At 43.6% G+C, this 21711-nt stretch carries 18 protein-coding genes; 9 read left to right on the top strand and 9 right to left on the bottom strand.

Annotated features, from left to right (window positions below; all coding sequences use genetic code 11):
* Positions 1 to 60: 60 nt before the first annotated feature.
* The 4 genes from proX to AC6RV6_RS02390 form a co-directional block, all read right to left on the bottom strand.
* Positions 61 to 1110 (bottom strand): glycine betaine/L-proline ABC transporter substrate-binding protein ProX, encoded by a 1050-nt coding sequence (proX, locus tag AC6RV6_RS02375; RefSeq protein ID WP_500238692.1) that lies wholly within the window; start codon positions 1108 to 1110, stop codon positions 61 to 63.
* 91 nt (positions 1111 to 1201) lie between these two features.
* Positions 1202 to 2170, bottom strand: a complete 969-nt coding sequence (locus AC6RV6_RS02380) for an ABC transporter permease (protein ID WP_500238694.1) — start codon at positions 2168 to 2170, stop codon at positions 1202 to 1204.
* A 135-nt stretch (positions 2171 to 2305) separates the two neighbouring features.
* On the bottom strand, positions 2306 to 2473 hold the full coding sequence (locus AC6RV6_RS02385; RefSeq protein ID WP_500238697.1) for a hypothetical protein: 168 nt from the start codon (positions 2471 to 2473) through the stop codon (positions 2306 to 2308).
* A 64-nt stretch (positions 2474 to 2537) separates the two neighbouring features.
* The gene (locus AC6RV6_RS02390) at positions 2538 to 3602 is read right to left on the bottom strand and encodes a Fe(3+) ABC transporter substrate-binding protein (protein WP_500238699.1); all 1065 of its coding nucleotides are present in this window, start codon (positions 3600 to 3602) and stop codon (positions 2538 to 2540) included.
* Between the two features lie 117 nt (positions 3603 to 3719).
* Here AC6RV6_RS02390 and dprA point away from each other — a divergent pair, with 117 nt between their 5' ends.
* The 4 genes from dprA (at position 3720) to AC6RV6_RS02410 (ending at position 8319) form a co-directional block, all read left to right on the top strand.
* Positions 3720 to 4811, top strand: a complete 1092-nt coding sequence (dprA, locus tag AC6RV6_RS02395; RefSeq protein ID WP_500238702.1) for a DNA-processing protein DprA — start codon at positions 3720 to 3722, stop codon at positions 4809 to 4811.
* A 38-nt stretch (positions 4812 to 4849) separates the two neighbouring features.
* Positions 4850 to 6094 carry a type IV pilus twitching motility protein PilT gene (locus tag AC6RV6_RS02400; protein WP_500238703.1) on the top strand — a complete coding sequence of 415 codons (1245 nt, stop codon included), beginning with the start codon at positions 4850 to 4852 and terminating at the stop codon, positions 6092 to 6094.
* Between the two features lie 153 nt (positions 6095 to 6247).
* Complete coding sequence (locus AC6RV6_RS02405) at positions 6248 to 7456, top strand: RNA-guided endonuclease InsQ/TnpB family protein (RefSeq protein ID WP_500238704.1); 1209 nt, start codon at positions 6248 to 6250, stop codon at positions 7454 to 7456.
* A 128-nt stretch (positions 7457 to 7584) separates the two neighbouring features.
* On the top strand, positions 7585 to 8319 hold the full coding sequence (locus tag AC6RV6_RS02410; RefSeq protein ID WP_500238705.1) for a circadian clock KaiB family protein: 735 nt from the start codon (positions 7585 to 7587) through the stop codon (positions 8317 to 8319).
* A 159-nt stretch (positions 8320 to 8478) separates the two neighbouring features.
* Here the strand turns inward: AC6RV6_RS02410 and AC6RV6_RS02415 are convergent, their stop codons facing one another.
* The 3 genes from AC6RV6_RS02415 to AC6RV6_RS02425 form a co-directional block, all read right to left on the bottom strand.
* The gene (locus AC6RV6_RS02415) at positions 8479 to 9057 is read right to left on the bottom strand and encodes a Uma2 family endonuclease (protein WP_500238706.1); all 579 of its coding nucleotides are present in this window, start codon (positions 9055 to 9057) and stop codon (positions 8479 to 8481) included.
* Positions 9058 to 9332: 275 nt separating this feature from the next.
* Positions 9333 to 10568: a carboxyl-terminal processing protease CtpA gene (gene ctpA, locus AC6RV6_RS02420; protein WP_500238707.1), complete on the bottom strand. Its 1236-nt coding sequence runs from the start codon at positions 10566 to 10568 to the stop codon at positions 9333 to 9335.
* A 22-nt stretch (positions 10569 to 10590) separates the two neighbouring features.
* On the bottom strand, positions 10591 to 10734 hold the full coding sequence (locus tag AC6RV6_RS02425) for a hypothetical protein (RefSeq protein ID WP_500238708.1): 144 nt from the start codon (positions 10732 to 10734) through the stop codon (positions 10591 to 10593).
* A gap of 83 nt (positions 10735 to 10817) precedes the next feature.
* Between AC6RV6_RS02425 and petB the strand changes: the two genes are divergently transcribed.
* Both petB and petD read left to right on the top strand, forming a co-directional pair.
* Positions 10818 to 11486 carry a cytochrome b6 gene (petB, locus tag AC6RV6_RS02430; RefSeq protein WP_500238709.1) on the top strand — a complete coding sequence of 223 codons (669 nt, stop codon included), beginning with the start codon at positions 10818 to 10820 and terminating at the stop codon, positions 11484 to 11486.
* 129 nt (positions 11487 to 11615) lie between these two features.
* Entirely contained in the window at positions 11616 to 12098 is a 483-nt protein-coding gene (gene petD / locus AC6RV6_RS02435) for a cytochrome b6-f complex subunit IV (RefSeq protein WP_500238710.1), read from the top strand.
* A gap of 177 nt (positions 12099 to 12275) precedes the next feature.
* On the opposite strand, the gene AC6RV6_RS02440 is transcribed toward petD, so the two are convergent.
* Positions 12276 to 14159, bottom strand: coding sequence for an ATP-binding protein (locus AC6RV6_RS02440; protein ID WP_500238711.1), 1884 nt, complete (start codon positions 14157 to 14159; stop codon positions 12276 to 12278).
* Positions 14160 to 14428: 269 nt separating this feature from the next.
* Here AC6RV6_RS02440 and AC6RV6_RS02445 point away from each other — a divergent pair, with 269 nt between their 5' ends.
* Together AC6RV6_RS02445 and AC6RV6_RS02450 are read left to right on the top strand one after the other, a co-directional pair.
* The gene (locus tag AC6RV6_RS02445) at positions 14429 to 18967 is read left to right on the top strand and encodes an eCIS core domain-containing protein (RefSeq protein WP_500238712.1); all 4539 of its coding nucleotides are present in this window, start codon (positions 14429 to 14431) and stop codon (positions 18965 to 18967) included.
* A 77-nt stretch (positions 18968 to 19044) separates the two neighbouring features.
* A complete protein-coding gene (locus AC6RV6_RS02450) occupies positions 19045 to 19593 on the top strand; it encodes a GAD-like domain-containing protein (protein WP_500238713.1) in 549 nt (182 codons plus the stop codon).
* A gap of 63 nt (positions 19594 to 19656) precedes the next feature.
* On the opposite strand, the gene AC6RV6_RS02455 is transcribed toward AC6RV6_RS02450, so the two are convergent.
* The gene (locus AC6RV6_RS02455) at positions 19657 to 20256 is read right to left on the bottom strand and encodes a Uma2 family endonuclease (protein ID WP_500238714.1); all 600 of its coding nucleotides are present in this window, start codon (positions 20254 to 20256) and stop codon (positions 19657 to 19659) included.
* 231 nt (positions 20257 to 20487) lie between these two features.
* Between AC6RV6_RS02455 and AC6RV6_RS02460 the strand changes: the two genes are divergently transcribed.
* Entirely contained in the window at positions 20488 to 21561 is a 1074-nt protein-coding gene (locus tag AC6RV6_RS02460) for a type III secretion system chaperone family protein (RefSeq protein WP_500238715.1), read from the top strand.
* Positions 21562 to 21711 lie beyond the last annotated feature (150 nt).

A 21711-nucleotide genomic window follows, 5' to 3' on the forward strand; every position in this document is an offset into this window, starting at 1 on the left:
ACGTCCCTACGGATAAAAACAAGAAAAAAGGGGAAATTGGTTATGATTTTTCTCTATCACTTAATTTTCAGATTGAACTTGCATCGCTTCTTCGATCCAACTGTCAAAGATTTCTTGATTCTTTTCAATCCACTCGTCTGCATGACGAGAAATATCTTCCGGTTTGTCTTCTCCTTCCCGCATTCGTAAGTTTTGAGCACTAATATCTTCAATGGGAATTTCAATGAGTTCAAATACTTTTTTTGCGGCAGGATTGGCGGCAATAAATTCTTTATTGGCAGTAATCCGAATGCGATCGATGGCAAAACCGAGATTTTTACCTTGGGCTGTGGTGTCTTTTGTTGAGATATCTCCTTGTTCTTGTGGTAAGTCTGTATAGGGAACTTCCAACCAAAGAGTATCTTCACCCGGTTTTAAGACTTGTCCTAACCACATGGGAATCCAAGTGTAAAATAAAACTGATTCTTCTTGTCGGTACCGAGCGATCGCATCGGCAATTAAAACAGCATAAGTTCCTTGATCGAGTTCTACGGTATCGCGCAAATCGTAAGCATCTAAATGATGCTCGACAACTACCTCACAGCCCCAACCTAGAGGACATCCAGTTAAATTGGCTTTGCCATTGCCATCGCTGTCGAAAAGTTTAGCAATTTCAGGATCTTTGAACTGGTCTAAATGAGTAATGTTATATTCCTCAGCCGTTTTTTTATCAATTTGATATCCTTGTATTGTATTGGAAACGATAACACCTATTTTTGCTAATTTTTCATCACCACCACTCTTCTCATAAAACTTGGTGAAGATTCGTTCCCAATGAACTGGTGTATAATCTACATCTCCGTTAGTAAGGGCAGTAAATAGGAGAGACGGTGAGGAAACTTCGGCGGTTTCTTCGATCTTGTAACCTAATTTTGCTAAGGCTTTGTTGACAACTTCGGTTTGAAAGTGATCTTCCGGTACGCTGATACGAATGGGTTTCACGGTTATCCCTTCTCCTGGAAGTTCTTTTGAGGAGGGTGAAGAAATTTTGTTGTTAGAAGCTGTAGGTTGACAAGCGATCGCGCCCGATAGCAAACTAGCAAAAAGAACTGTAAGTGTGAGTTTTTTCATGATGCCCTAGGTTATAAATTATAAATATATTCCCTTGCTTTTCTCCTTATTGTCAATTCTTAAATATTTTCTCGCTTCTTCAACCTAAGCCTCACCATTTTCTTGATTCTTTTCGATTGACTCGTCTGCGTGATGAGAAATATCCTCGAAAGTTCTGTCTCACTTTTGTAATCGAAAGGATAAAGCCAACGAAGCCGCGCTTTTGCCAAGGAAGGGCATGGGGTTTACCTAGGGCTTGAGTAAAGCGATCGAGTAGAATTGCGATCGCGACGATACCGATCCCTCCGACAACAGCCAATCCGACATCCAATTGCCCAATTCCTCTCAATACTGTCAATCCTAAGCCTCTAACGGAAATCATGGAAGTTACGACAACCATAGCAAGGGCTTGCATGATCGTTTGGTTCACTCCGACCAGAATAATGGGCATTGCGAGGGGAATTTGTATTTCCCAAAGAACTTGGTTAGAGTTTGCACCAAAGTCAAGGGCTGCTTCGACGACTTCAGGAGAAACTTGGCGAATGCCAACACTGGTTAAGCGAATCAAGGGGGGAAGGGCAACAACCAAGGTGACAATCACTCCAGGAACTTCTCCGATGCCAAATAACATCACAACGGGGACGAGATAAACAAAGGAAGGAAGGGTTTGCATTGCGTCGAGAAAAGGACGCAAGATTTGTTCAAAGCGATCGCTCTTTGCCGCGATAATCCCCAAAGGAATGCCGAGAACAAGACAAAAAATAACTGCGGTGGTGACAAGAGAAAGGGTGGTCATGGCTTCTGGCCAGACTCCGATAAATCCCACAAAGCTGAGCGCTGATATACTGTAAATCGCGATCGCCCAGCCGACGAGTTGCCATGTTAATAATCCCAAGACGCTCAGAAATATCAGAGGAGGTATTCCTCGCAAGCAGGATTCAATTCCCTCGAGAACAAAGCCAACAGGAATACTCACTGTTGTTTGCAGGAAGGGACGAAAGCGATCGACAAGAACATCAATGAGCGGTTCGATCCAGTCTGCTAATGGAATGGTGTAGAGTTCAAATGGGTTCAACATCATGCGGGATTTTCGATCGCTGATTATCCATTTGAGTTCTAACACAATTCTGTGATTTTTGTCAACAAATACAACTTAAGATATATTTGCAAAAAAAATCAAAAATTCTTTTTTTGAGAGCAAAAGTTGCCATAAAAATTATCTCTCCCCTTGCTGTCGCACTCGTTCTTTGGTTCGCTGAATAATACTATCTTTATACCAATTGAGTCGGATGTGACATTCTCTGAATATTCTTATTTTTTCTTCTCGTGATAGATGGTGCAAAAACAGATGTTTTTGAGTTAATTGTTCAGTACGATCGCTCATTATCCAACAATATTAAATAACATTTTAAACATGAAAAAAGGCGAGCATTGCTCGCCCTCTAAGATTATTTCCAGCCAGCACGATCCATGACTTTAACTGCATCGGCATTCTTTTCACCGTAACTTTCTACGTCAAGTTCTGACTCTTTGAAATCCCCTAATGCTTTGACGATTTCATTTTCGGAAACCCCTGCAACAGCAGGATATTCATTATTACCATCAGCAAAGATCTCTTGTGCTTCCGGAGTCGTCAAATATTCAATAAAGGCGATCGCATTTTCTTTATTGGGAGCATTGGTTGTGACTCCTGCACCGCTAATATTAATATGAGCGCCTCCTGATTTTTGGTTGGGAAAAAATGCGCCAATATTGGCAACAATTTCTTGTTTTTTGGCATCGTCAGAACGCTGCAAGCGGGCAACATAATAACTATTAACTAACGCTACATCGCATTCTCCAGAAGCAACAGCTTCAATTTGCGCCGTGTCGTTTCCTTCGGGTTCGCGTGCAAAGTTTTCTACCACTCCTTTCACCCATGTTTCGGCTTCTTCTTCGCCCAATTCAGCAACTTTTGAAGCAACAAGAGATTGATTGTAAATATTACTCGAACTGCGAATACAAATCCGTCCCTTCCATTTCGGATCGGCTAAGTCTTCATAAGTCGATAATTCTTCAGCTTTGACTTTATCTTTGTTATACACGATCAGTCTTGCCCGTTTGGTTAACCCAAACCAATGCCCTTCATCTTCTCGTAAATTGGCTGGGATATTCTCTTCTAAAACATCTGAAGAAACGGATTGTAAAATTCCTTCTTCTTGTGCCCGCCATAAATTGCCAACATCAACTGTAATGAGAAGATCGGCAGGGCTATTTTCACCTTCACTTTTAATCCGTTCGATTAATTCATTTGCTTTTCCTTCAATGAGATTAACTTTAATCCCTGTTTCTTTTGTGAAGTTATCATAGAGTGCATCGTCAGTATCGTAATGGCGAGAAGAGTAAAGATTAATTTCTCCACCTTGACTAGAGTTACTATCCGTGCTGACAGGTTCGCTGCTGCTGCAACCCACAGCGATGAGCAAACTCAGTCCGGTAGCAAGGGATAATAGAGTACGGGTTTTAGGGATCATTAACGTTGTCTCCAAGGTTATTCAGTATTGCGATTTCCTATTGTACGTTTAATGCAACTAATTCTCAATTGAAAAACAAAATTTTTTCTAAAATTTCTCGTTAAGGAGTGAAAAGCATTGGAGAAAGAACGCGCCTACTGGGTGGCTTGGTCGCAAATTTCAGGAGTGGGTCCAACTTCCCTCAAACGCATCCAAGAACATTTCGGCAGCATGGAAATAGCATGGAATGCTCCCACACAAGCCTTTTGGGAGATTAATAACTTTGGCGAAAAATCCACCCAAGGGATTGCCACGGAGCGATCGCGCCTTCATCCAGAAGAATTGTTAGAAAGATATCTCGCCAAAGGCTTTACATTTTGGACTCCTGCAGATCTGGATTATCCTTCCTTATTGCTAGAGATTCCTAGCCCACCGCCAGTGTTGTATTATCGCGGACAAAAGGAGATTTTGGGTTCTAGCCAACCCGCGATCGCGATGGTCGGGACGCGCAACGCCAGTGAATACGGGAAGCGATGGACGCGAAAAATTAGCCGCGCTTTAACGCAACATGGATTTGCGATCGCCTCGGGGTTAGCGGCGGGGATCGACACTGAAGCCCATAAAGCCTGTTTGGTTGCAGGGGGAAAAACGATCGCTGTTTTGGGAACCGGGATCGATGTTATCTACCCCCAACGCAATACCGGCCTTTATCACAAAATTTGCGAACAAGGCTTAATTCTCAGCGATTATCCTCCCGGAACTCAACCCGACGGGAGAAACTTTCCCCCGCGCAACCGCATTATTGCCGGCATCAGTCGTGCCATTTTAGTGATGGAAGCCGCAAGGCGATCGGGGGCTTTAATTACCTCCCGCTACGCGAATGAATTCGGGCGGGATGTTTATGCCTTACCGGGATCTCTCGATAGCCCTCAATCCTCCGGCTGCCTGCATTTAGCCAACCAAGGAGCGCATCTGATTTTAGGAGAAGAAGCCCTATTAGCCATGCTGGGGACAATTCCTCAATTGGATCGCAGCGATCGCCAACCTCCTGCCGATCTCAGTCCCGAATTAAAACAAATTTGGGATAATATCGCCCTGCAACCGACTCCCTTTGATGCGATCGTGCAAAATTGCGGACGGCCACCGGGAGACGTATCCAGTGACTTATTAACCTTAGAATTGCAAGGATTGGTAACGCAATTACCCGGAATGCAATATCAGAGATTATGATAAAAAATAGTGCTTCTCAAAAGCGGAGTTGTTGAACGATGACCCAATCCCGTCCCCCGGCCCCTCCTCGCCGTCCCCCGGCCCCTCCTCCCGGACGACCTCCCGGTGCAAAAGCCGCTCCTACTGATGCCACTCAACAAATGTCGAGAAGACCCTCTGTCCCTCCTCGTTCTAGTGGCATGCAACAGGCCAAACCTAAAGGGCCTCAACGTTCCCCCGGACAACCCAGTATGGAGGAAATTATTAACCGCGCTCACGAGGATGGCTATTCAGATATTCACTTGGGAGTTGGCGAACAACCTCGGGTTCGCGATCGCGGCGAAATGAGCAATCTAGAGGATTATCCCGTCACCGACGAGCCTACGTTTTGGAGTTGGATGCACGAGATCGTCAGCGAGCAAGAAATTCAGCAATTTAAGGATACAAAAGAACTCGACACGGCAAAACAATACGACTTTGCCCGGGTACGGATCAACGTTTTTGACAGTCTCACAGGTCCTTCCATTGTCATGCGGTTGATCCCGTTGAAAATTCTGACAATGGAACAATTGCGAGCGCCGGAAGTGCTGCGAGATATTTCGGATGCTCATAAAGGTTTGGTTTTAGTGACAGGTCCAACGGGATCGGGAAAATCAACGACGATGGCAGCCATGATTGACTATATCAATAAGGAACACGCCAAGCACATTATTACGATTGAAGACCCGATCGAATTCATTCACAAAAGTCGTAAATCTCTGGTCAAACACCGGGAAGTGGGAACGCATACTTTGCTATTTGATAATGCCCTCAAAGCGGCGTTGCGGGAAGATCCGGATTTGATTCTGGTGGGGGAAATGCGCGATCGCGGCACCGTCAATACAGCCCTGAAAGCAGCACAAACCGGTCACTTGGTTATGGGAACGCTCCACACCAATAGTGCGGTCAAAACCATCGAACGGATTCTCAACCTTTATTCTGCGGAAGAACAGCATTCTATGCGTATTGCTTTAGCAGAATCCCTCGTCGCAATTATTGCTCAAGGTTTGTGCCGAACAACAGATGGCAAACGGGCTGCCTTTCACGATATTCTCATTAATACGGAAACTATGAAGGAATATATCGGGAAAGGGCAGTATGAAGAGATGCACGAACTGATGAATCAAAGTGAATATGATGGCATGACCACAATGAATAAATCCCTTTACAATCTCTATGAAGAAGGTCGCATTACGGAAGAAACAGCGTTGGAAAAATCCCCCACACCCAATGAAATGGCACAAATGTTACGCGGTCGGATTTAGCATAATTTCCGAGAATCCCTCTATCGTAATCTTTGATTCGATAGGGGATGAATCGGATAAAAAATTGGGTTCGATGCCCAATTTTTTATGGAAAACTCTTGTATTTAACCCTGAATTTCGTTAAAATATTGCTCAGACAGTTCGATTGATAAAATGCTGAAAGCAATCAAAGTTCGATTATATCCAAATCCAGCACAAAAAGAGGCTTTGTCTCGGTCTTTTGGTTGTGCGCGTTGGTATTGGAATTTTGCGCTTAACGCTTGTATTCAGTATTATCAAGAAACAGGTAAAACCTTAAAATTATCTGTCTACAAAGGAATGCTGCCTCAACTAAAAAAAGAGTATCCTTGGCTAAAAACAGACTGTTACTCTGCTGTTCTTCAGTGTGTAGCCATTAATTTAAACAAGGCTTACAAAAATTTCTTTGAAGGGAGAGCCAAATTTCCTCGATTCAAATCCAAACATCACAAGCAATCTCTTCAATATCCTCAAAATGTTGTTATTGTCAACAATTGCTTAAAAGTTCCGAAAATCGGTGAAATCAAAGCAGTCTTTCACCGAGACATTGTTGGCAAAATCAAAACGGTGACAATTAGCCAAACCCCATCAGGCAAGTATTACGCATCTCTCTTACTTGAAGTAGAAAAAGAAACCCCAACAACTAGCACTGATGGAAAAGTGGCAGGAATTGACCTTGGATTAAAAGATTTTGCGATTGTCAATGATGGAGAAAAAACAGAAAAGTACTCTAATCCTAAACACTTAGCCAAACATGAAAAGAATCTCAAACGCAAGCAAAGAAAACTTTCTCGAAAGAAGAAAGGCTCTAAATCGAGACAGAAAGCGCGTAAAATTGTAGCCAAAGTTCATGAGCGAGTCAGCAATTCCCGCCAAGATTTTCTGCATAAACTTAGCAGAAAACTGGTAGACGAAAACCAAGTCATTGTCGTTGAAAATCTCAATGTGAAGGGGATGGTAAAAAATCACAAACTCGCTAAAGCTATCTCTGATGTCGGTTGGGGAATGTTCGTTAATTTCCTCGATTACAAACTTGCCAAAGAAGGCAAAGTATTAATCGAGATTGACCGATGGTTTCCGAGTTCTAAAACTTGTTCTGAATGCGTTCATCAAATGGACTCAATGCCCTTAGATGTAAGAGAATGGACTTGTCCAGAATGTAAAACTTTGCACGATAGGGATGAGAATGCCAGCAAAAATATCAGAGCCGAAGGCATCAGACAATTATTATCCTGTGGAACGCAGGATACTGCGGATGGAGGGGATGTAAGACTTGCTATCAATTCTGTTGATGGACAGCAATCCCCTATGAATTCCGAAGCCGCTCATCTATCCGTAGGATGATGAGTGGTAGTTCACTTAACGATCGGTTATCGGTTAACAGTTATCAGCTATCAGTTAAATATAGTTTGATAGCTGAGACTATTCCTAGCCAAACAACACCTAATAATGACAACTAACCCATAAAAACTTTGTCAAAACTGTTCAAAGGAATTGCTTTATTTACCCCGGCTGGGGATTTGATCTATGCGATCGATCCTTCTAAACAAGATCAATGGCACGCACATCTCTGCGTCGGTTTGCAGGAGTTATTGGGATTAACTGAACCCCCTCATTTTTTGGTACCGGCTTATACGGCAACTGTCGATCGCTGGTTCGATCCCAAAACCCAAACAGTACAGACAATCGCAGAGGCATACCCTACAGTAATGCGCTATCGGACTTTCCTCAATGCTGTTTTTGACATCCAAGAAGTCGGATGGCAGACAGCAGAATGGCGGGAGGAAAGTTGCGAACCGATGATTGTGGAAAGTTACCGCGATCGCTTTCCGCAACTCTGGGAAGAACAGGATCTCGTGGTGGCTTACGATCGCTGGCAACAGAAGAATGGCAATGGCGGTGGGAGAGAAAACGACGCGATCGCCTCGGACGATCCGAGTATTAATTACGTCCTGCGCTTATTTGTTTCCGGAAATACCCCCGCAACGGAACAGACGTTAAAAACTCTCCATCAACTCTTAGAAAATCGTCTCCATTCGCCCTATACTCTCAAAGTTATTGATATTTTTAAACATCCCGAACAAGCAGAAATCAATCATGTTTCGGCTACTCCTACGTTAGTTCGGGCTTGGCCGCATCCGGTACGCCGCATTGTGGGCGAGTGGGGAGATTTGGATCGGGTGCTGCAAGCGATTCGGATCGGGTGAATTTTCTCCCCTTGAACCCTCAACAATCCCTACTTCTGAGCCGAAAACTCAAGCAAAAGCATTGAGCGATCGCTTTAATGTTCCTCTCTGTATATTTATTTAGAGGTAAAGAAGAAGAAACGCAAAAATACTGGATTTAAATGCCCAAAATCACTTCAATTAATTCCACAAAAATTTTAAATTCAGGGAAAACCCAGAAAGAACATCGTCTCCCAAAAGAAAATTAGGAGTCTTGAGAATGGTCACTGACTTTCCTCGTTGATACACTTCTACTTCTTGGTTGTGAATATCGATTAACCATCCTAAGCGTAATTGGTTGGCAACGTATTCATCCATTTTTCCTCGTAAAACCACCACACTATCCGTACAAGTACAAAATTCTACAACGCAATCCGGACACAAAGGCGGAAAATTTTGTTGTTGTTCCGGACTGAGAAAATTCCAGCGATCGAGACTAACCCAAGCGATACTGGTAGAACGTTGAGAACCATTAGGTAATTGAAAAACCGTTGGGGAACTAAAAACAACCCCTAGCCCGGTCTTGTCATTCCAATTGACGAATTGCGCCAGCAGTTTTGCCGTGTACTGTCCAACATTTCCTCCCGTGGGAGCCATAATGATTAATTCTCCTGCTTGAGTCCGTTCTAAACGTAAACTTTGGTTAACTTGCGTTAGCCTAGAAAATTGTTCTTGGGTGAGTTGAAATCCGTCAGGTAAGTACAATGAAGCTAAATTCATGATTAGAAATATTAAGTGCTTTAATTAATATTATCTGTTGATTTTTGTACAAACCGCATCACTTCAGTCAATAAAAGTGGTGATCTCCCTCACCTCTCTCCTTTTTTGAGACTTTTTGCATCACTTTTTAGGTTAATTCAAGGAAGAAAAGAGAAATTTAATTTTATAAAAAGGAGAAGACACAAAAAAATAAGTTTTGTAAAAAAAAATCGAAGTAGAAACTGAGTAAAATATCTACTTCGACTATCTATAGCGATTGCTATTTTGAGTATGAGTTAAGCAGCATCGGCAAGAATGGATTTTACATTGAGTAGTTCGATAGCTGCTTGATATTGAAGGTCGCTTTCACTGCCGATTTCAACAACAGAAATCGGCTCTTGGGGAACAATTCGATCGGGAGTAATGCCCAACTTATTAATATCGTGATGGCTGGGGGTTTCATATTTCGCCACCGTGACCGCCAAACCCGAATCATCGGGGAGTTCAAAGAGAGACTGAATTAACCCTTTGCCAAAGGTTTGTTCTCCGAGTAATTGAGCGCGATGGTTGTCTTGCAATGCCCCGGCTAAAATTTCACTGGCACTGGCAGAACCTTTATTCACTAAAACCACAAGAGGGGAATTAACGAGAGCGCGATCGCCAGCCTCAAAACTGCCTAACATTCCCCGACGATTGACGGTATAAACGATGGGAGCATCCTCGAGCCAAAGACGTGCGACCCCAACACCTGCTTGCAAAAGTCCCCCCGGATTGTTGCGTAAATCGAGAATATAAGCGGCAGCCCCTTGCGCTTCGAGATCTGCGATCGCATGAGCCAATTCTGCGGTCGCATTGGCGTTAAATTGAGCGAGACGCAGATAGCCGATCGGAAGCGTTCCACGGGTATCGAGATGAGCGGTGACGGGGTTGAGGGCAATGCGATCGCGGACGATTTCTACAGTTTCTCCTTGAGGTTCGCTATCTCGTTCGAGAGTCAGTTGTACCCGCGTCCCGATTTCTCCGCGCATTTTCATCGCCGCTTCATCCAAAGAAATCGCTTGAGTAGAAACACCATCAATTTCGAGAATGCGATCGCCCGCACGAATTCCGGCTCGTTCTGCCGGAGAACCTGCGATGGGGCTAATCACCTGCAATTGCAGGGTTTTGGGTTCGAGATTGATTTGCACGCCAATTCCGGTTAATTCCCCCGAAGTACTCACCTGCAAACTGCGATACTCTTCCGGACGCAGCAAGCGCGTATAGGGATCGTCCAAACTGGCCAGCATTTCGTCAATCGCTTCGTAAGCGTCAGGGCGATCGCGAAAGGGACGGCGCAAATACCGTTGGCGCATAAACCACCAATTTTGCCCGTTAAAACTGTCATCGACATAAGCCTGATTGACGATCCGCCATGCTTGCAAAAAGACCTTCTGATCCTCCGTAAACGCGAATGCGGTTGGAGACCAAGCCAACCCAGACACCAACACGGCGATCGCCATCAACCATCCCAACCAAAATCTTTGTTTCCCCATGAGTCATCTTTAAACTAATTTCTTACATTTTAGTCATGAAGCTCAGAACGGGTGACGGGTGACTGCATAACTGGTGACGGGTGACTGCATAAATCGTGTTACATTTTTTAAAAGGGAGTTTAAGAATTCTTGCTCCTCGGCGATCGGGGCCTTGTTCCCCAGTCATTTATACTTTTTTCATCTCGTTCCAACGTCCTCAAGTGGTAGGAATTGGACGAACAACATTTTTCCTTAAGGAATTCGGATTTCATGTTTATTAAGCAAGCAAGAGAATCAAAAACCTATCAGTGGTTTCAAGAACGCTTGGACATTCAGGCGATTGAAGATGATATTGCCGGCAAATACGTTCCCCCTCATGTAAATATCTTCTACTGTTTGGGCGGCGTGACGTTGGTTTGCTTCGTCATCCAGTTTGCCACGGGTTTCGCCATGACCTTTTACTACAAGCCTACGGTCACGGAAGCCTTTAACTCCATTCAGTACATTATGACTGAGGTTAACTTCGGTTGGCTCATCCGTTCCGTTCACCGTTGGTCTGCCAGCATGATGGTATTGATGATGATTCTCCACGTTTTCCGGGTTTATTTAACGGGAGGTTTCAAAAAACCTCGGGAATTAACTTGGGTGACGGGAGTTGTCCTCGCTGTGATTACCGTTAGTTTTGGCGTAACCGGCTACTCTCTCCCTTGGGATCAAATGGGATTCTGGGCGGTTAATATTGTCTCTGGCGTTCCTGCTGCTATCCCCGTTGTGGGCGATCAATTGGTCGAACTCATGCGCGGTGGTGTATCCGTTGGACAAGCAACCCTCACTCGCTTCTACAGCTTGCACACTTTTGTTTTGCCTTGGTCGATCGCGGTCTTCATGTTGGCTCACTTCTTAATGATCCGCAAGCAAGGTATTTCCGGACCTCTCTAAACCTCGGTAAAACTGGCGATCGGGTGAGAATTTCCCTACAAGCGGCCAATCTGACCCGGACTCGTCTTAGTTCTTAAATGCAAACTCGCGATCGCAATATTGCGTGAATTCAGGAGACACCTATTCATCATGTCAACCCTTAAAAAACCGGATCTCAGCGATCCCAAACTCCGTGCCAAATTGGCCCAAGGTATGGGTCATAACTATTATGGCGAACCTGCATGGCCGAATGATTTACTTTATGTGTTCCCCATCGTGATTATGGGAACCATTGCGTTAAATATCGGTTTAGCAGTTCTCGATCCTGCAACCGTTGGCGAGCCTGCAAATCCTTTCGCAACGCCATTAGAAATTTTACCTGAATGGTATCTCTATCCTACATTCCAAATTTTGCGGATTTTACCCAATAAATTATTAGGAATTGCCGGTATGGCGGCTGTTCCTTTAGGTTTGATATTGATTCCTTTCATCGAAAACGTCAACAAGTTCCAAAATCCCTTCCGTCGTCCTTTAGCAACGACTGTTTTCTTATTTGGTACTGCTGTTACCCTCTGGTTGGGTGCTGGAGCGATTTTCCCTTTGGATAAGTCTTTAACCTTGGGTTTGTTCTAAATCATAACAATTGAAGCATTAAAAAAACACCTGCAATTTCTCGCAGGTGTTTTTTTTGCGATCGTTTGAGATCGTCCCGAGCGAAATTTTCGCTACTTTAATTCTATTTTTTCTACTTGGGATGACAAAAGCAAGATAAAAAATGCAATAGATTTGGGAATTAAATCTCAAAACTAACTATTCAACCCAATTTTTTATCTCAGCATCCGCTAAAGGGGTTTCTAATTTGAGATATTCATTTTGGGTTGCTTTTAAAATATGCTTCATGGTGACAGGGTTGCGATCGCCTTTTTCATTAATGGCTAAAAAGACAGCATTAATGGCAATATTACGAATCGTTCCCCCGGCTACATTTAATTGTGCCAATCGGCGATAATTTAATCCTAATGTTGGTGTTTCTGAGGGAAAAACGCGCTGCCAAATGGCACTTCTTTGTTTTAAATTGGGAAAGGGAAATTTAACAATAAAACGAATTCGGCGCAGAAAGGCATTGTCGATCGCATCTTTTAAATTCGTCGTTAAAATCGCTAAACCTTGGTATTCTTCCATGCGCTGTAAGAGATAACTCACTTCTAAATTAGCATAGCGATCGCGGCTATCTTTAACTTCACTGCGCTTACCAAATAAAGCATCGGCTTCATCAAACAATAAAATTGCCCCTCCTGTTTCTGCAACATCAAAAATACGGCGTAAATTCTTCTCGGTTTCCCCAATGTATTTACTCACCACGCGACTGATATCGATCCGATATAAATCTACGCCTAATTCCTTCGCTAAAACCTCCGCAGCCATCGTTTTTCCGGTGCCGCTAGTTCCGGCAAATAAAGCGCTAATTCCTAACCCTCGCGCACCCTTGCCTGCAAATCCTAAATCATAATAAACTGTAGTGCGATGGCGAATTTGTCCGGCAATTTCTTTGAGGGTTTCTTGTTGGGAAGGAGGAAGAATTAAATCCTCCCAAATAGCAGTTGATTCAATACGCTGAGCTAAATCTTCTAACTGGGGGCGTGCTTGAATACGACAGCTTTCCCAGATTTGTTGTTGCAATTCTTTTTGCGGAAGAGAAAGATTTCCTTTCGCGATCGTGCCGACAGATTCAATAGTATTTAAATTCAGATTAAATTGCGCTGTGATGGCTTTGACAATGGGTTCGCGATCGCGTTCTTCAATATGACCTAAAATATGATGCCAGTTTTCTCTTTGCTCTTCTAAGGTTGCGGTTTGAACTTCAAAGGTTAATAAATAACGTCTGCGCGGAGAAAAGCGATCGCGAGTCGCAATGATAAGCGGGGTGTCAATGCGATCGATTAACAGAGAAATTGCTTGTTGTCTTGCTGCATCTTCCCCGCGAATATCGTCGATTTCCAACAACAAAACTGAGCCTTGGAGTTGTGATTCTCTCTCCCACAGTCGTAAAAAATTTGCAAATTCTACGCCGTCGGTTGGCAGTAAATGAGAAGCGATCGCATAGAGTTTTCGCCCTTCTTTCTCGCAAAATTTTCCTGCGATCGCTCTTAAATGTCCTAAATTTTGTCCGCAAAGCTGCACGACAGGAATATTAGGATATTCTTCTTCTTGCCAAATATGCAATAATTGTTCGACAAGCTGTTGATGGGATTTGACTAAGGAATTTTTAGCGGAAACTGGCTCTAATAAATGCTCTAATCGTTCATCTAAGAAAGATGAACCGAGTAGATAATGAAACACCCATTCATCAATTTTCAAAGGACTTTGCGTAAATATCATTCTCTTTTCGACTGCGATTAATTGCCAGTATCGTAGAGGAGAATCTGGTCTTAAAGCGCCCATGTGGGGCTTTTTAAAGAGTATCAATGCTAGATTAAAAGTTGGATAGTTTTGTTTCTGATTTTCCTGTGCGATCGCACATAATCCCGCCCATTTTGACTTGACTTCCATCCCCAAACAAAACAGTAAAATATCGCGCTCAAAAGAGGTTAGCTGAAACTGTTGGCAAATTCGAGCTAAATGAAGGTGTTGCGGCAATTGGTTATGAAGATGGAGGAGTTTCTCACGTGCCGATGCGACATCTGGATTGGTCATTTCAGTAAACAGTTATCAGTAAACAGTGAGGCTTGAAATCTTAATTATTATTTTGGTCATGGGAATTTTCTGGAGTTAAACTTCACACATACACCCGACTGGTGCAATTATTCTAGTATCGAAGCGCGATCGCCTACAATAAGTTCAGATCGATATCGACTCTAAAGAAATTTTGCGATATACTGAGCGGATGCGATCGCGGGTCGGCAAGTGTAACAGTTTGTGAAATTCTCTGGAGATCTCGAAAAAGAGAAGGAGAGGCTAGACAGATGGTAAAGGCTTTGGTGCAACCGAAAAAAGCGGGCGTTCTTCCGGCTAAGGGCAAGTCGTCTAAGTCTCCTTTTGCTCGTCGTCCCGTTTCTACGGGTAATGACGAATTTTCGAGGGATGAGCCTTTCCCGGTTTCTGAGTCGGTACAGCCGGACTGGGGATCAATTCCGATTGATGCGCCTGATTCTACGCCACCAGTACAAACGCAAGAAGAGACGGAAGAAAAGGAAATTCAAGAGAAAGAGGATAAGGAAGAAGTTCAATTGAAGGAGAATGCGATCGAGTCTTCTGAGGAAGATGAGGAGAAGATTCAAGCAAAAGAAGATGAAGAGGTTCAGTTAAAATCTGATGAGGAGGAGAAAGTTCAAGCTAAGCAAGATGAAGAGGAGAGAATTCAGGCCAAGGAAGAGGAAGAAGAGGTTCAGTTAAAAGTGGAAGATGAGGAGAAGGTTCAAACGAAGGAAGATGAAGAAGTTCAATTGAAAGCTGAGGATGAGGAAAAAATTCAGGCTAAGGAAGATGAGGGAGATGTGCAACTAAAAGCTGAAGAAGAGGAAAAAGTTCAAACAAAAGAGGAAGAGAAGGAAGTTCAGTTAAAGAAAATTAATGATGAGGAATCGATTCAAACAAAGCTGAGTATCGGGAAACCAGGAGACCAATACGAGCAGGAAGCCGATCGCGTCGCCAGAAAAGTCATAGAAATGCCCGATCCTGCGCCTAAAGAGTCGGTGCAGAGACAGCCAGAAGCCTCTAAAGAGAAAGAAAAACCGGAAATTCAGGCAAAAGGACAATCTGCTAGTGCAAACGCTGATTTCGAGCAGAATCTCTCGCAGGGTCAAGGGGGCGGCTTTCCTCTCGGCAATGAGACCAAAGGTTTTATGGAGTCTCGCTTCGGGACGGATTTTAGTAGCGTGCGAGTGCATACGGACTCAAATGCCGTGCAGATGAACAAGCAAATCGGCGCACAGGCATTTACTCACGGGAAGGATGTTTATTTTAATGCCGGAAAATTCAATCCGGGGTCGAGTTCGGGGAAAGAGTTGCTGGCTCACGAGTTGACCCACACGATTCAACAGACGGGGGGTACGCCTCGAGCTAAGTCTTTAGATGCTTCAGAAAAGAAGGAAAATAAGGTACAGGCAAAGGCGCTTTCTTCTCTGTCTGGGGGGTTGAGTGCGATCGTTCAGAGGAGAGAAGACGCGATCGCGGCTCAACCCGTCGAGGCTGCTCCCGCACCGGAACAAAATGCCCCTACATCTACTGAGGAAGGTTCGGGAGGAGGTGGAGAAACCGCTCAAAATGCTCCAGAAGCCCCGCAACAAGAGGCGGCTGCTCCTGCACCCCAAGCACCTCAAGAAAAAGCTGCACCTCAAAGGAATGCGCCCCAAGCAGCTGCTCCCGCACTGTCAGGAGGAGAAACTTCCGCACCAGCCTCCCCAGAAGCCGATCCGGATTTTCAGGCAGTTGTCACTAAGACTCAGGGGGTTGCAGAGGAGAAAAAACAACATAATCCCGCCGAATCTGAGGCAAAAGCGGCGCAAGAAGCGGCGGAATCTCCGGCAAATGAGGTGGAGAGTCAAGCGCAAGATGTGAAAGTGGAGGAAATGGAACAAGAACCCACGGGAAGTTTTAATGGGGAGAAGTTTAAGCAAGATTTGCTGGCTAAGATTAAAGCAGTTTTGCCCGATACAGAAGAGAAAGCAGAAAATTTCAAAAACAGCAATCAACTTGATTCGGTTAAAAATGATGTGGCTTCTGGGGTGAAACAGGAGCAGGAACAAGCCGGGGCATCCCTCGAACAAAAGACCCAAGAAGCACCGGATACGGGCAGTATTGAACCCCGCGTCGCAATGCCCCTAGAACCCAGTCTGGCGAGTCCCTCACCCGGAGATTTGGGCGGAGAAAAGGCTGTTCCCAAACCCAAGAGCGAGAGTGAGGTTTCTGCACCCCTTCAGGGGAATAGCCAAGCCCTCGATACTCAAATGGCGGAAGCTGGGGTGACGGAAGAACAACTGGAAAACTCCAATGAACCGCAGTTTGTCGGTGCTTTGGCGGCAAAACGGGAAACGCAGGCACATGGATCGACTGCGCCTGCAACTTATCGCCAACAGGAGCAGGGGGTTATTACTCAGGCTCAAGGACAGGCAAAAGCGACGGTAGATACGCAAACCCAAGCCATGCACGGAGAGCAAGAACAGGCTCTCGCTCAGGTGACGGGGCTACAAGGGACGACGAAAGGAAAGGATGAAGGGAAGCGATCGGAAATTGCCGGACAAATTAATCAGATTTATGAAGATACCAAGGACAAGGTTGACACAGCGCTCAATGGTTTGGAAGGAGATGTTTCGAGTAAGTTTGATACGGCTGCGAGTACCGCCAAGCAAAAGTTTGAGAATTATGTTGATGCCAAAATGACAGCGTATAAGGAAGAACGCTACGGCTCTTGGTACAACGTGGGTGGCTGGGGAAAACGCTTGAAAGATTCTTTTGTGGGTTTACCCCCCGAGGTCAATCAGTTCTTTGTGGATGGGCGACAGTTGTATCTTGATGAGATGGATATTGCTCTGACAGATATTTCTAATTTGGTGGCGGAGCGTTTAAATGAGGCGAAAACTGCTATTAGCGAGGGCAAACAGGAGATTCAAGATTATATTGCCGGTTTGCCGGAAGAACAACGACAAATGGGAGAGGAAGCGGCGCAAAATATCCAAGGAAAGTTTGACCAACTGGAAGCAAATGTCAATAGCAAGCGAGAGGAACTTCTCAATAGCCTAACCCAGCAATATAGCACCAGTTTGCAGGCGGTTGACCAGCGTATTGAGGAGATGAAGGAGGCGAATAAGGGACTGTACGACAAGGCGAAAGATATGATGTCTGGGGTGTTTGAGACAATTAAACAAATACGGGATATGATTAGCGGCGCTCTTGCGAGTGCGGCGAGTGCGATCGGGGCAATTATAAGCGATCCGATTGGCTTTTTGAGTAATTTGATTGATGGAATACGCCAAGGATTTAATAATTTCAGTGCAAATATCGTTAAGCATTTACAAACGGGTCTGATTAGTTGGTTAACTGGGACGATGAGTTCGACGGGAATTCAAATTCCAGAAGATGTGATGAGTCTCAAAGGGATTTTTAGCCTTGTCACGCAGGTTTTGGGGCTGACTTGGGATTATGTCCGAGGTAAAGCGGTGAAAATGTTTGGCGAACCCGTCGTGAATGCGATGGAAACAGGGGTAGAGATTTTTCAGGTCTTGCGATCTGAAGGTTTGTCGGGAGTTTGGCAATACATGCAAGAAGAGTTTACCGATTTGAAAGAGTCGGTAATGGGATCGATTAGGGAAATGGTGATTACGGAGGTTATCAAAGCAGGAATTACTTGGATTTTCAGTTTGTTGAATCCTGCGAGTGCGTTTTTGAAGGCGGCTAAGGCGATTTATGATATTGTCATGTTCTTTATCAATCGCGGTAGTCAGATTGCGGCTTTGATACAGGCAATTTCTCAATCAATTAGTGCGATCGCGAGTGGTGCTTTAGGTCAAGCAGCAAAATTCATTGAAGATGCTTTAGCGAAGTCGATCCCGGTAGTGATAGGTTTATTAGCTTCTCTAGCGGGTTTGGGCAGTTTGACAACTAAGGTTCAGAAGATTATCGGGAAGATTCGCAAGCGGGTTGATAAGGCGATTAATAAGTTATTGAAGAAAGCTAAAAAAGCAGCAGGAAAACTATTGAAAAAACTCGGTTTGCGTGGTGAACAAGATGAAAATGCTGAGACTGAAGATCCAGAACATGACGCGAAAGTTAACAAAGGATTGCAGGAAATTGATGTAGAAGAAAAGAAATATATGAAGAATGGTAATAAAATCACGAAAGAGGATGCAGGAAAAGTTGCCACCACTGTTAAACAAAAACATCCAGTTTTCAAGAGTATCAAAGTCAGTGATGGAGGTGATACATGGGATTATAAGTATGTTGCCAGTAAAGGAGAAAAGAAAGCTCAAACTAAAATGAAGCAGGCGAGTTTGATTTTCAAGTGTAATACTAAATATTTTGATAGTCAAGAGTTTGCAAGGCAACTGAAAAATCAAGAGAAAGGTTTGAACAAAATGAAAGTAAGTGATTGGGAGAAAAATCGATACTTGTACGAGGAGCGAAAATCACAAGGAAAATCTGGACGTTCTAAAGCTGGAACTAAAGCACAAAAGGCTTTTAGAGCGCAAAAAAGACTCGAGCTAATAGACAAAGAAGTTAAGGAACAAGAAAAACAAGGTCTTTCTCTTGAGCAAGCGAAAATAATTGCTACAGAAAAAGTCGATAAGTTTATGAAAACACAAGCTGCTTTACATGACCCCGATCAAGTAGCTGGTGGGGATTCAACAAAAATCACAGGTCTTGGAGATGCTAGGACAAATAGCTCAATTGGTGCTCAATGGAGAGGTCAAGTAAAAATACTTGAACCGAAAGTTAAAGAAATTAAAGGAGATAAAACAAAGCTATATATGAATGTAAAATTAAAAATGGAGCTATTTGGGAAATAGAAAGTAGCAAATTTAATTCTTAGATAAAGTTCTGATAAAATATCTATGATTTCATTTGCAATCTAGGAAACACAAAAATGACCAATTTCAGTGCATTTAAAGAAAAACATGGCTTACCAGAACAATATCAGAAAGTTCCTTCTGTTATTGTAGAACAATATAAAAATTTATTGCCAGAAATGCTCCTGAGCGAATGGAGTGAAATAGGTTGGTGTAGTTATGGGAAAGGATTAATTTGGATAGTTCATCCTTACGACTTCCAAGATATTTTAAAAGAATGGATCGATGATTTTGAGTCATCGTTTGTATTTGCACGCACATCGTTTGGAGATATGATTATATGGAATGGAGAAACAATTAAGTACATTTCCGTATTATACAAAAATGTATTTAATATTTCAGACGACTTAAGAGTATTTTTTGATGTTGCTTTGTGCGATCAAAACTATCTTGAAGATGCTTTAGATATCGAACTACATCAAGAAGCTATTAAAAAGTTGGGAGGACTGAAATATGATGAATGTTATGCATTTGAACCTGCTTTAGCATTGGGTGGATCGGGTGAGATCGAAACTGTTCAAAAAGCAAAATTTCGTGAGCATTTATATTTTCTGTCCCAACTTTAAGTCAACATAATTAATTCAAGCGACGGATTTTTTGCTGTTGTCCTTCGAGAGACGCGATCGCCATTACAAAGTATCCGGATCGACCCCTAATTCAATTAAGCGATCGCGCATTTTTTGCTGTTGTTCTTCCAGAGATGCGATCGCCTCTTCCTTCTCCTGTCGTTCTTGTTCTAAAGTAGACTCAGCGAGTTCTGCTCTTTCTCGTTCCTGTTCTGCTTGTTCCGTCCCCAATAAAATCAAATTCCCGTCGGGATCGTAAAACCGTACCCAAGTCGCCACCTCTCGCAAAATCTCTCCTTCCCACAGTCCCATCCATAACCCCAACGTCTCGCACCACAACCAGCCGCGATCGTCCAGTGCGATCGCATCATAACGTCCATTCGATCCCAAATGCCATCCTTGCAAAGACTCGCGATCGAACGGATCGTAAACAAAATAATCTCGCGTCTGAAAAGTTTGTTCGTAAAGCCTTTTTTTCGCTCCCGTATCCTGACTTGCTGTCGAAGAAGACATTAGCTCAACAATAACATTGGGATAGCGTCCCATCTCTTCCCACAATATCCAACTGCGGCGTTCTCGTTGTCCATCCACATTCAACGTTACAAAAAAATCAGGACTGCGAAAATCCCGAGTGGGTTGTTCTTGGACGAGTTTGGCTGACATGGTGAAGTCTTCCCAATATATTGAGTATAAGTGTATTGTAGCTCTCAACTCTTGTCAACTCAGATTGCAGAAAAATTCATAAATCCTTGCAAGTGGATAAAAAGGGCAATGAGATCGCGCCTTTGGTAAAAACAGAATAGGTTAAGAGTGCGATCGCGTTTCTGGTGAAAATAAGATAGGTTGGAAGTGCGATCGCTTCTCTAAAAACTCTTTATTTCTTAATTTGTTTTTATGACATCCGAAATCATATTCTCAACTCCAACCAGTGAAACGCTTTCCCTGTTAGTCGTCAAATTAGATCTCAATCGTCAAGGCGATCGCCTCATCGAATGCTGTTTAACTGGAGAAATTGCCCCTCAAACCTACGAAAAAATTGACACAGAAGAACTCTTTAATCTCAAAACAGCCGTCCGTACACCCATCGAAAATGGAGAATTTCAAAGCGATCGCACCTTGCAAATTAAACTTTCCCTCAAACCCGATCTGCTTCCTGAATTTGGCGATGACTCTATCGATGAAACAAGAGCATTAAACAGACTCGCAGAACCCAGCAGCGATCTAAAAAATCTCCTCAATACTGACAGTTGGCTTTGTCTCCACGTCAGTCAACAACAAGATACAAAAGAAGTCGGCTATCGTACCTTCTGGTCTTATATTAGTCCCGAAGCACTCATTAACGGACTGCCAGACCAAGAGAAAATTTCTCAAGGAATTGTTGACTTTTTCTCCGAACTGACAGAAACCAATCTCAACGAAATTACCAAAAACTTTTCTGATGGGGCTGTGGGTGCGATCGGTGCATTTTTCCAAGAATTGGATCGCGAATTTCAAGAACCCGAAGAAGAGACCACTCTACGCACTCTCCTCGAAACTACAATTCAATTTTTTCTCGAAGATGATTGGTCATTTCAGCGTATTGAAGGAGAAAATGTTTTACGCTTGGGTTTTGAAGGAAATAACGGTCAATGGACTTGCTTTTTGCAAACGAGAGAAGAACGCCAACAACTTATTTTTTACTCTAGTTGTCCCCTTCCCGCTCCTGAAGAGAAACGCTTCGAACTGGCTGAATTTATTACTCGTGCTAATTATGGAACGATTTTAGGCAATTTTGAGTTAGATTTCGATGACGGAGAAATTCGCTACAAAACCAGTATCGATGTAGAAGGCGATCGCCTCACCCCCGCTCTTGTGGAACGAGTTGTTTACCCCAACGTAATGATGATGGATGAATACCTCCCCGGAATACTCGCCGTTATGAATGGAGAAAAAACACCCCGAGAAGCGATCGCGCAAATCGAAGGCTAACTAACTAAGTATCGCGCGATTTCTTCCCATTCGCCGCAATGCGATCGCGTTGCATTGCCCGAGTCCGTAATATTGAAGAATGGAGAAAACCTCTCCCCCCATAACAAAGTACAATTATTCTTAGTGAATGTCGCGATCGCAATTCTTTCT

The sequence above is a fragment of the Spirulina sp. LEGE 11439 genome (genome assembly GCF_059821285.1).

Bases quoted from the DNA above. Each gene is read 5' to 3' on its own strand.
- proX (WP_500238692.1), bottom strand. From the start codon at position 1,110: ATGAAAAAACTCACACTTACAGTTCTTTTTGCTAGTTTGCTATCGGGC.
- AC6RV6_RS02380 (WP_500238694.1), bottom strand. From the start codon at position 2,170: ATGATGTTGAACCCATTTGAACTCTACACCATTCCATTAGCAGACTGG.
- AC6RV6_RS02385 (WP_500238697.1), bottom strand. From the start codon at position 2,473: ATGAGCGATCGTACTGAACAATTAACTCAAAAACATCTGTTTTTGCAC.
- AC6RV6_RS02390 (WP_500238699.1), bottom strand. From the start codon at position 3,602: ATGATCCCTAAAACCCGTACTCTATTATCCCTTGCTACCGGACTGAGT.
- AC6RV6_RS02400 (WP_500238703.1), top strand. From the start codon at position 4,850: ATGACCCAATCCCGTCCCCCGGCCCCTCCTCGCCGTCCCCCGGCCCCT.
- AC6RV6_RS02405 (WP_500238704.1), top strand. From the start codon at position 6,248: ATGCTGAAAGCAATCAAAGTTCGATTATATCCAAATCCAGCACAAAAA.
- AC6RV6_RS02415 (WP_500238706.1), bottom strand. From the start codon at position 9,057: ATGAATTTAGCTTCATTGTACTTACCTGACGGATTTCAACTCACCCAA.
- ctpA (WP_500238707.1), bottom strand. From the start codon at position 10,568: ATGGGGAAACAAAGATTTTGGTTGGGATGGTTGATGGCGATCGCCGTG.
- AC6RV6_RS02425 (WP_500238708.1), bottom strand. From the start codon at position 10,734: ATGACTGGGGAACAAGGCCCCGATCGCCGAGGAGCAAGAATTCTTAAA.
- petB (WP_500238709.1), top strand. From the start codon at position 10,818: ATGTTTATTAAGCAAGCAAGAGAATCAAAAACCTATCAGTGGTTTCAA.
- petD (WP_500238710.1), top strand. From the start codon at position 11,616: ATGTCAACCCTTAAAAAACCGGATCTCAGCGATCCCAAACTCCGTGCC.
- AC6RV6_RS02440 (WP_500238711.1), bottom strand. From the start codon at position 14,159: ATGACCAATCCAGATGTCGCATCGGCACGTGAGAAACTCCTCCATCTT.
- AC6RV6_RS02445 (WP_500238712.1), top strand. From the start codon at position 14,429: ATGGTAAAGGCTTTGGTGCAACCGAAAAAAGCGGGCGTTCTTCCGGCT.
- AC6RV6_RS02450 (WP_500238713.1), top strand. From the start codon at position 19,045: ATGACCAATTTCAGTGCATTTAAAGAAAAACATGGCTTACCAGAACAA.
- AC6RV6_RS02455 (WP_500238714.1), bottom strand. From the start codon at position 20,256: ATGTCAGCCAAACTCGTCCAAGAACAACCCACTCGGGATTTTCGCAGT.
- AC6RV6_RS02460 (WP_500238715.1), top strand. From the start codon at position 20,488: ATGACATCCGAAATCATATTCTCAACTCCAACCAGTGAAACGCTTTCC.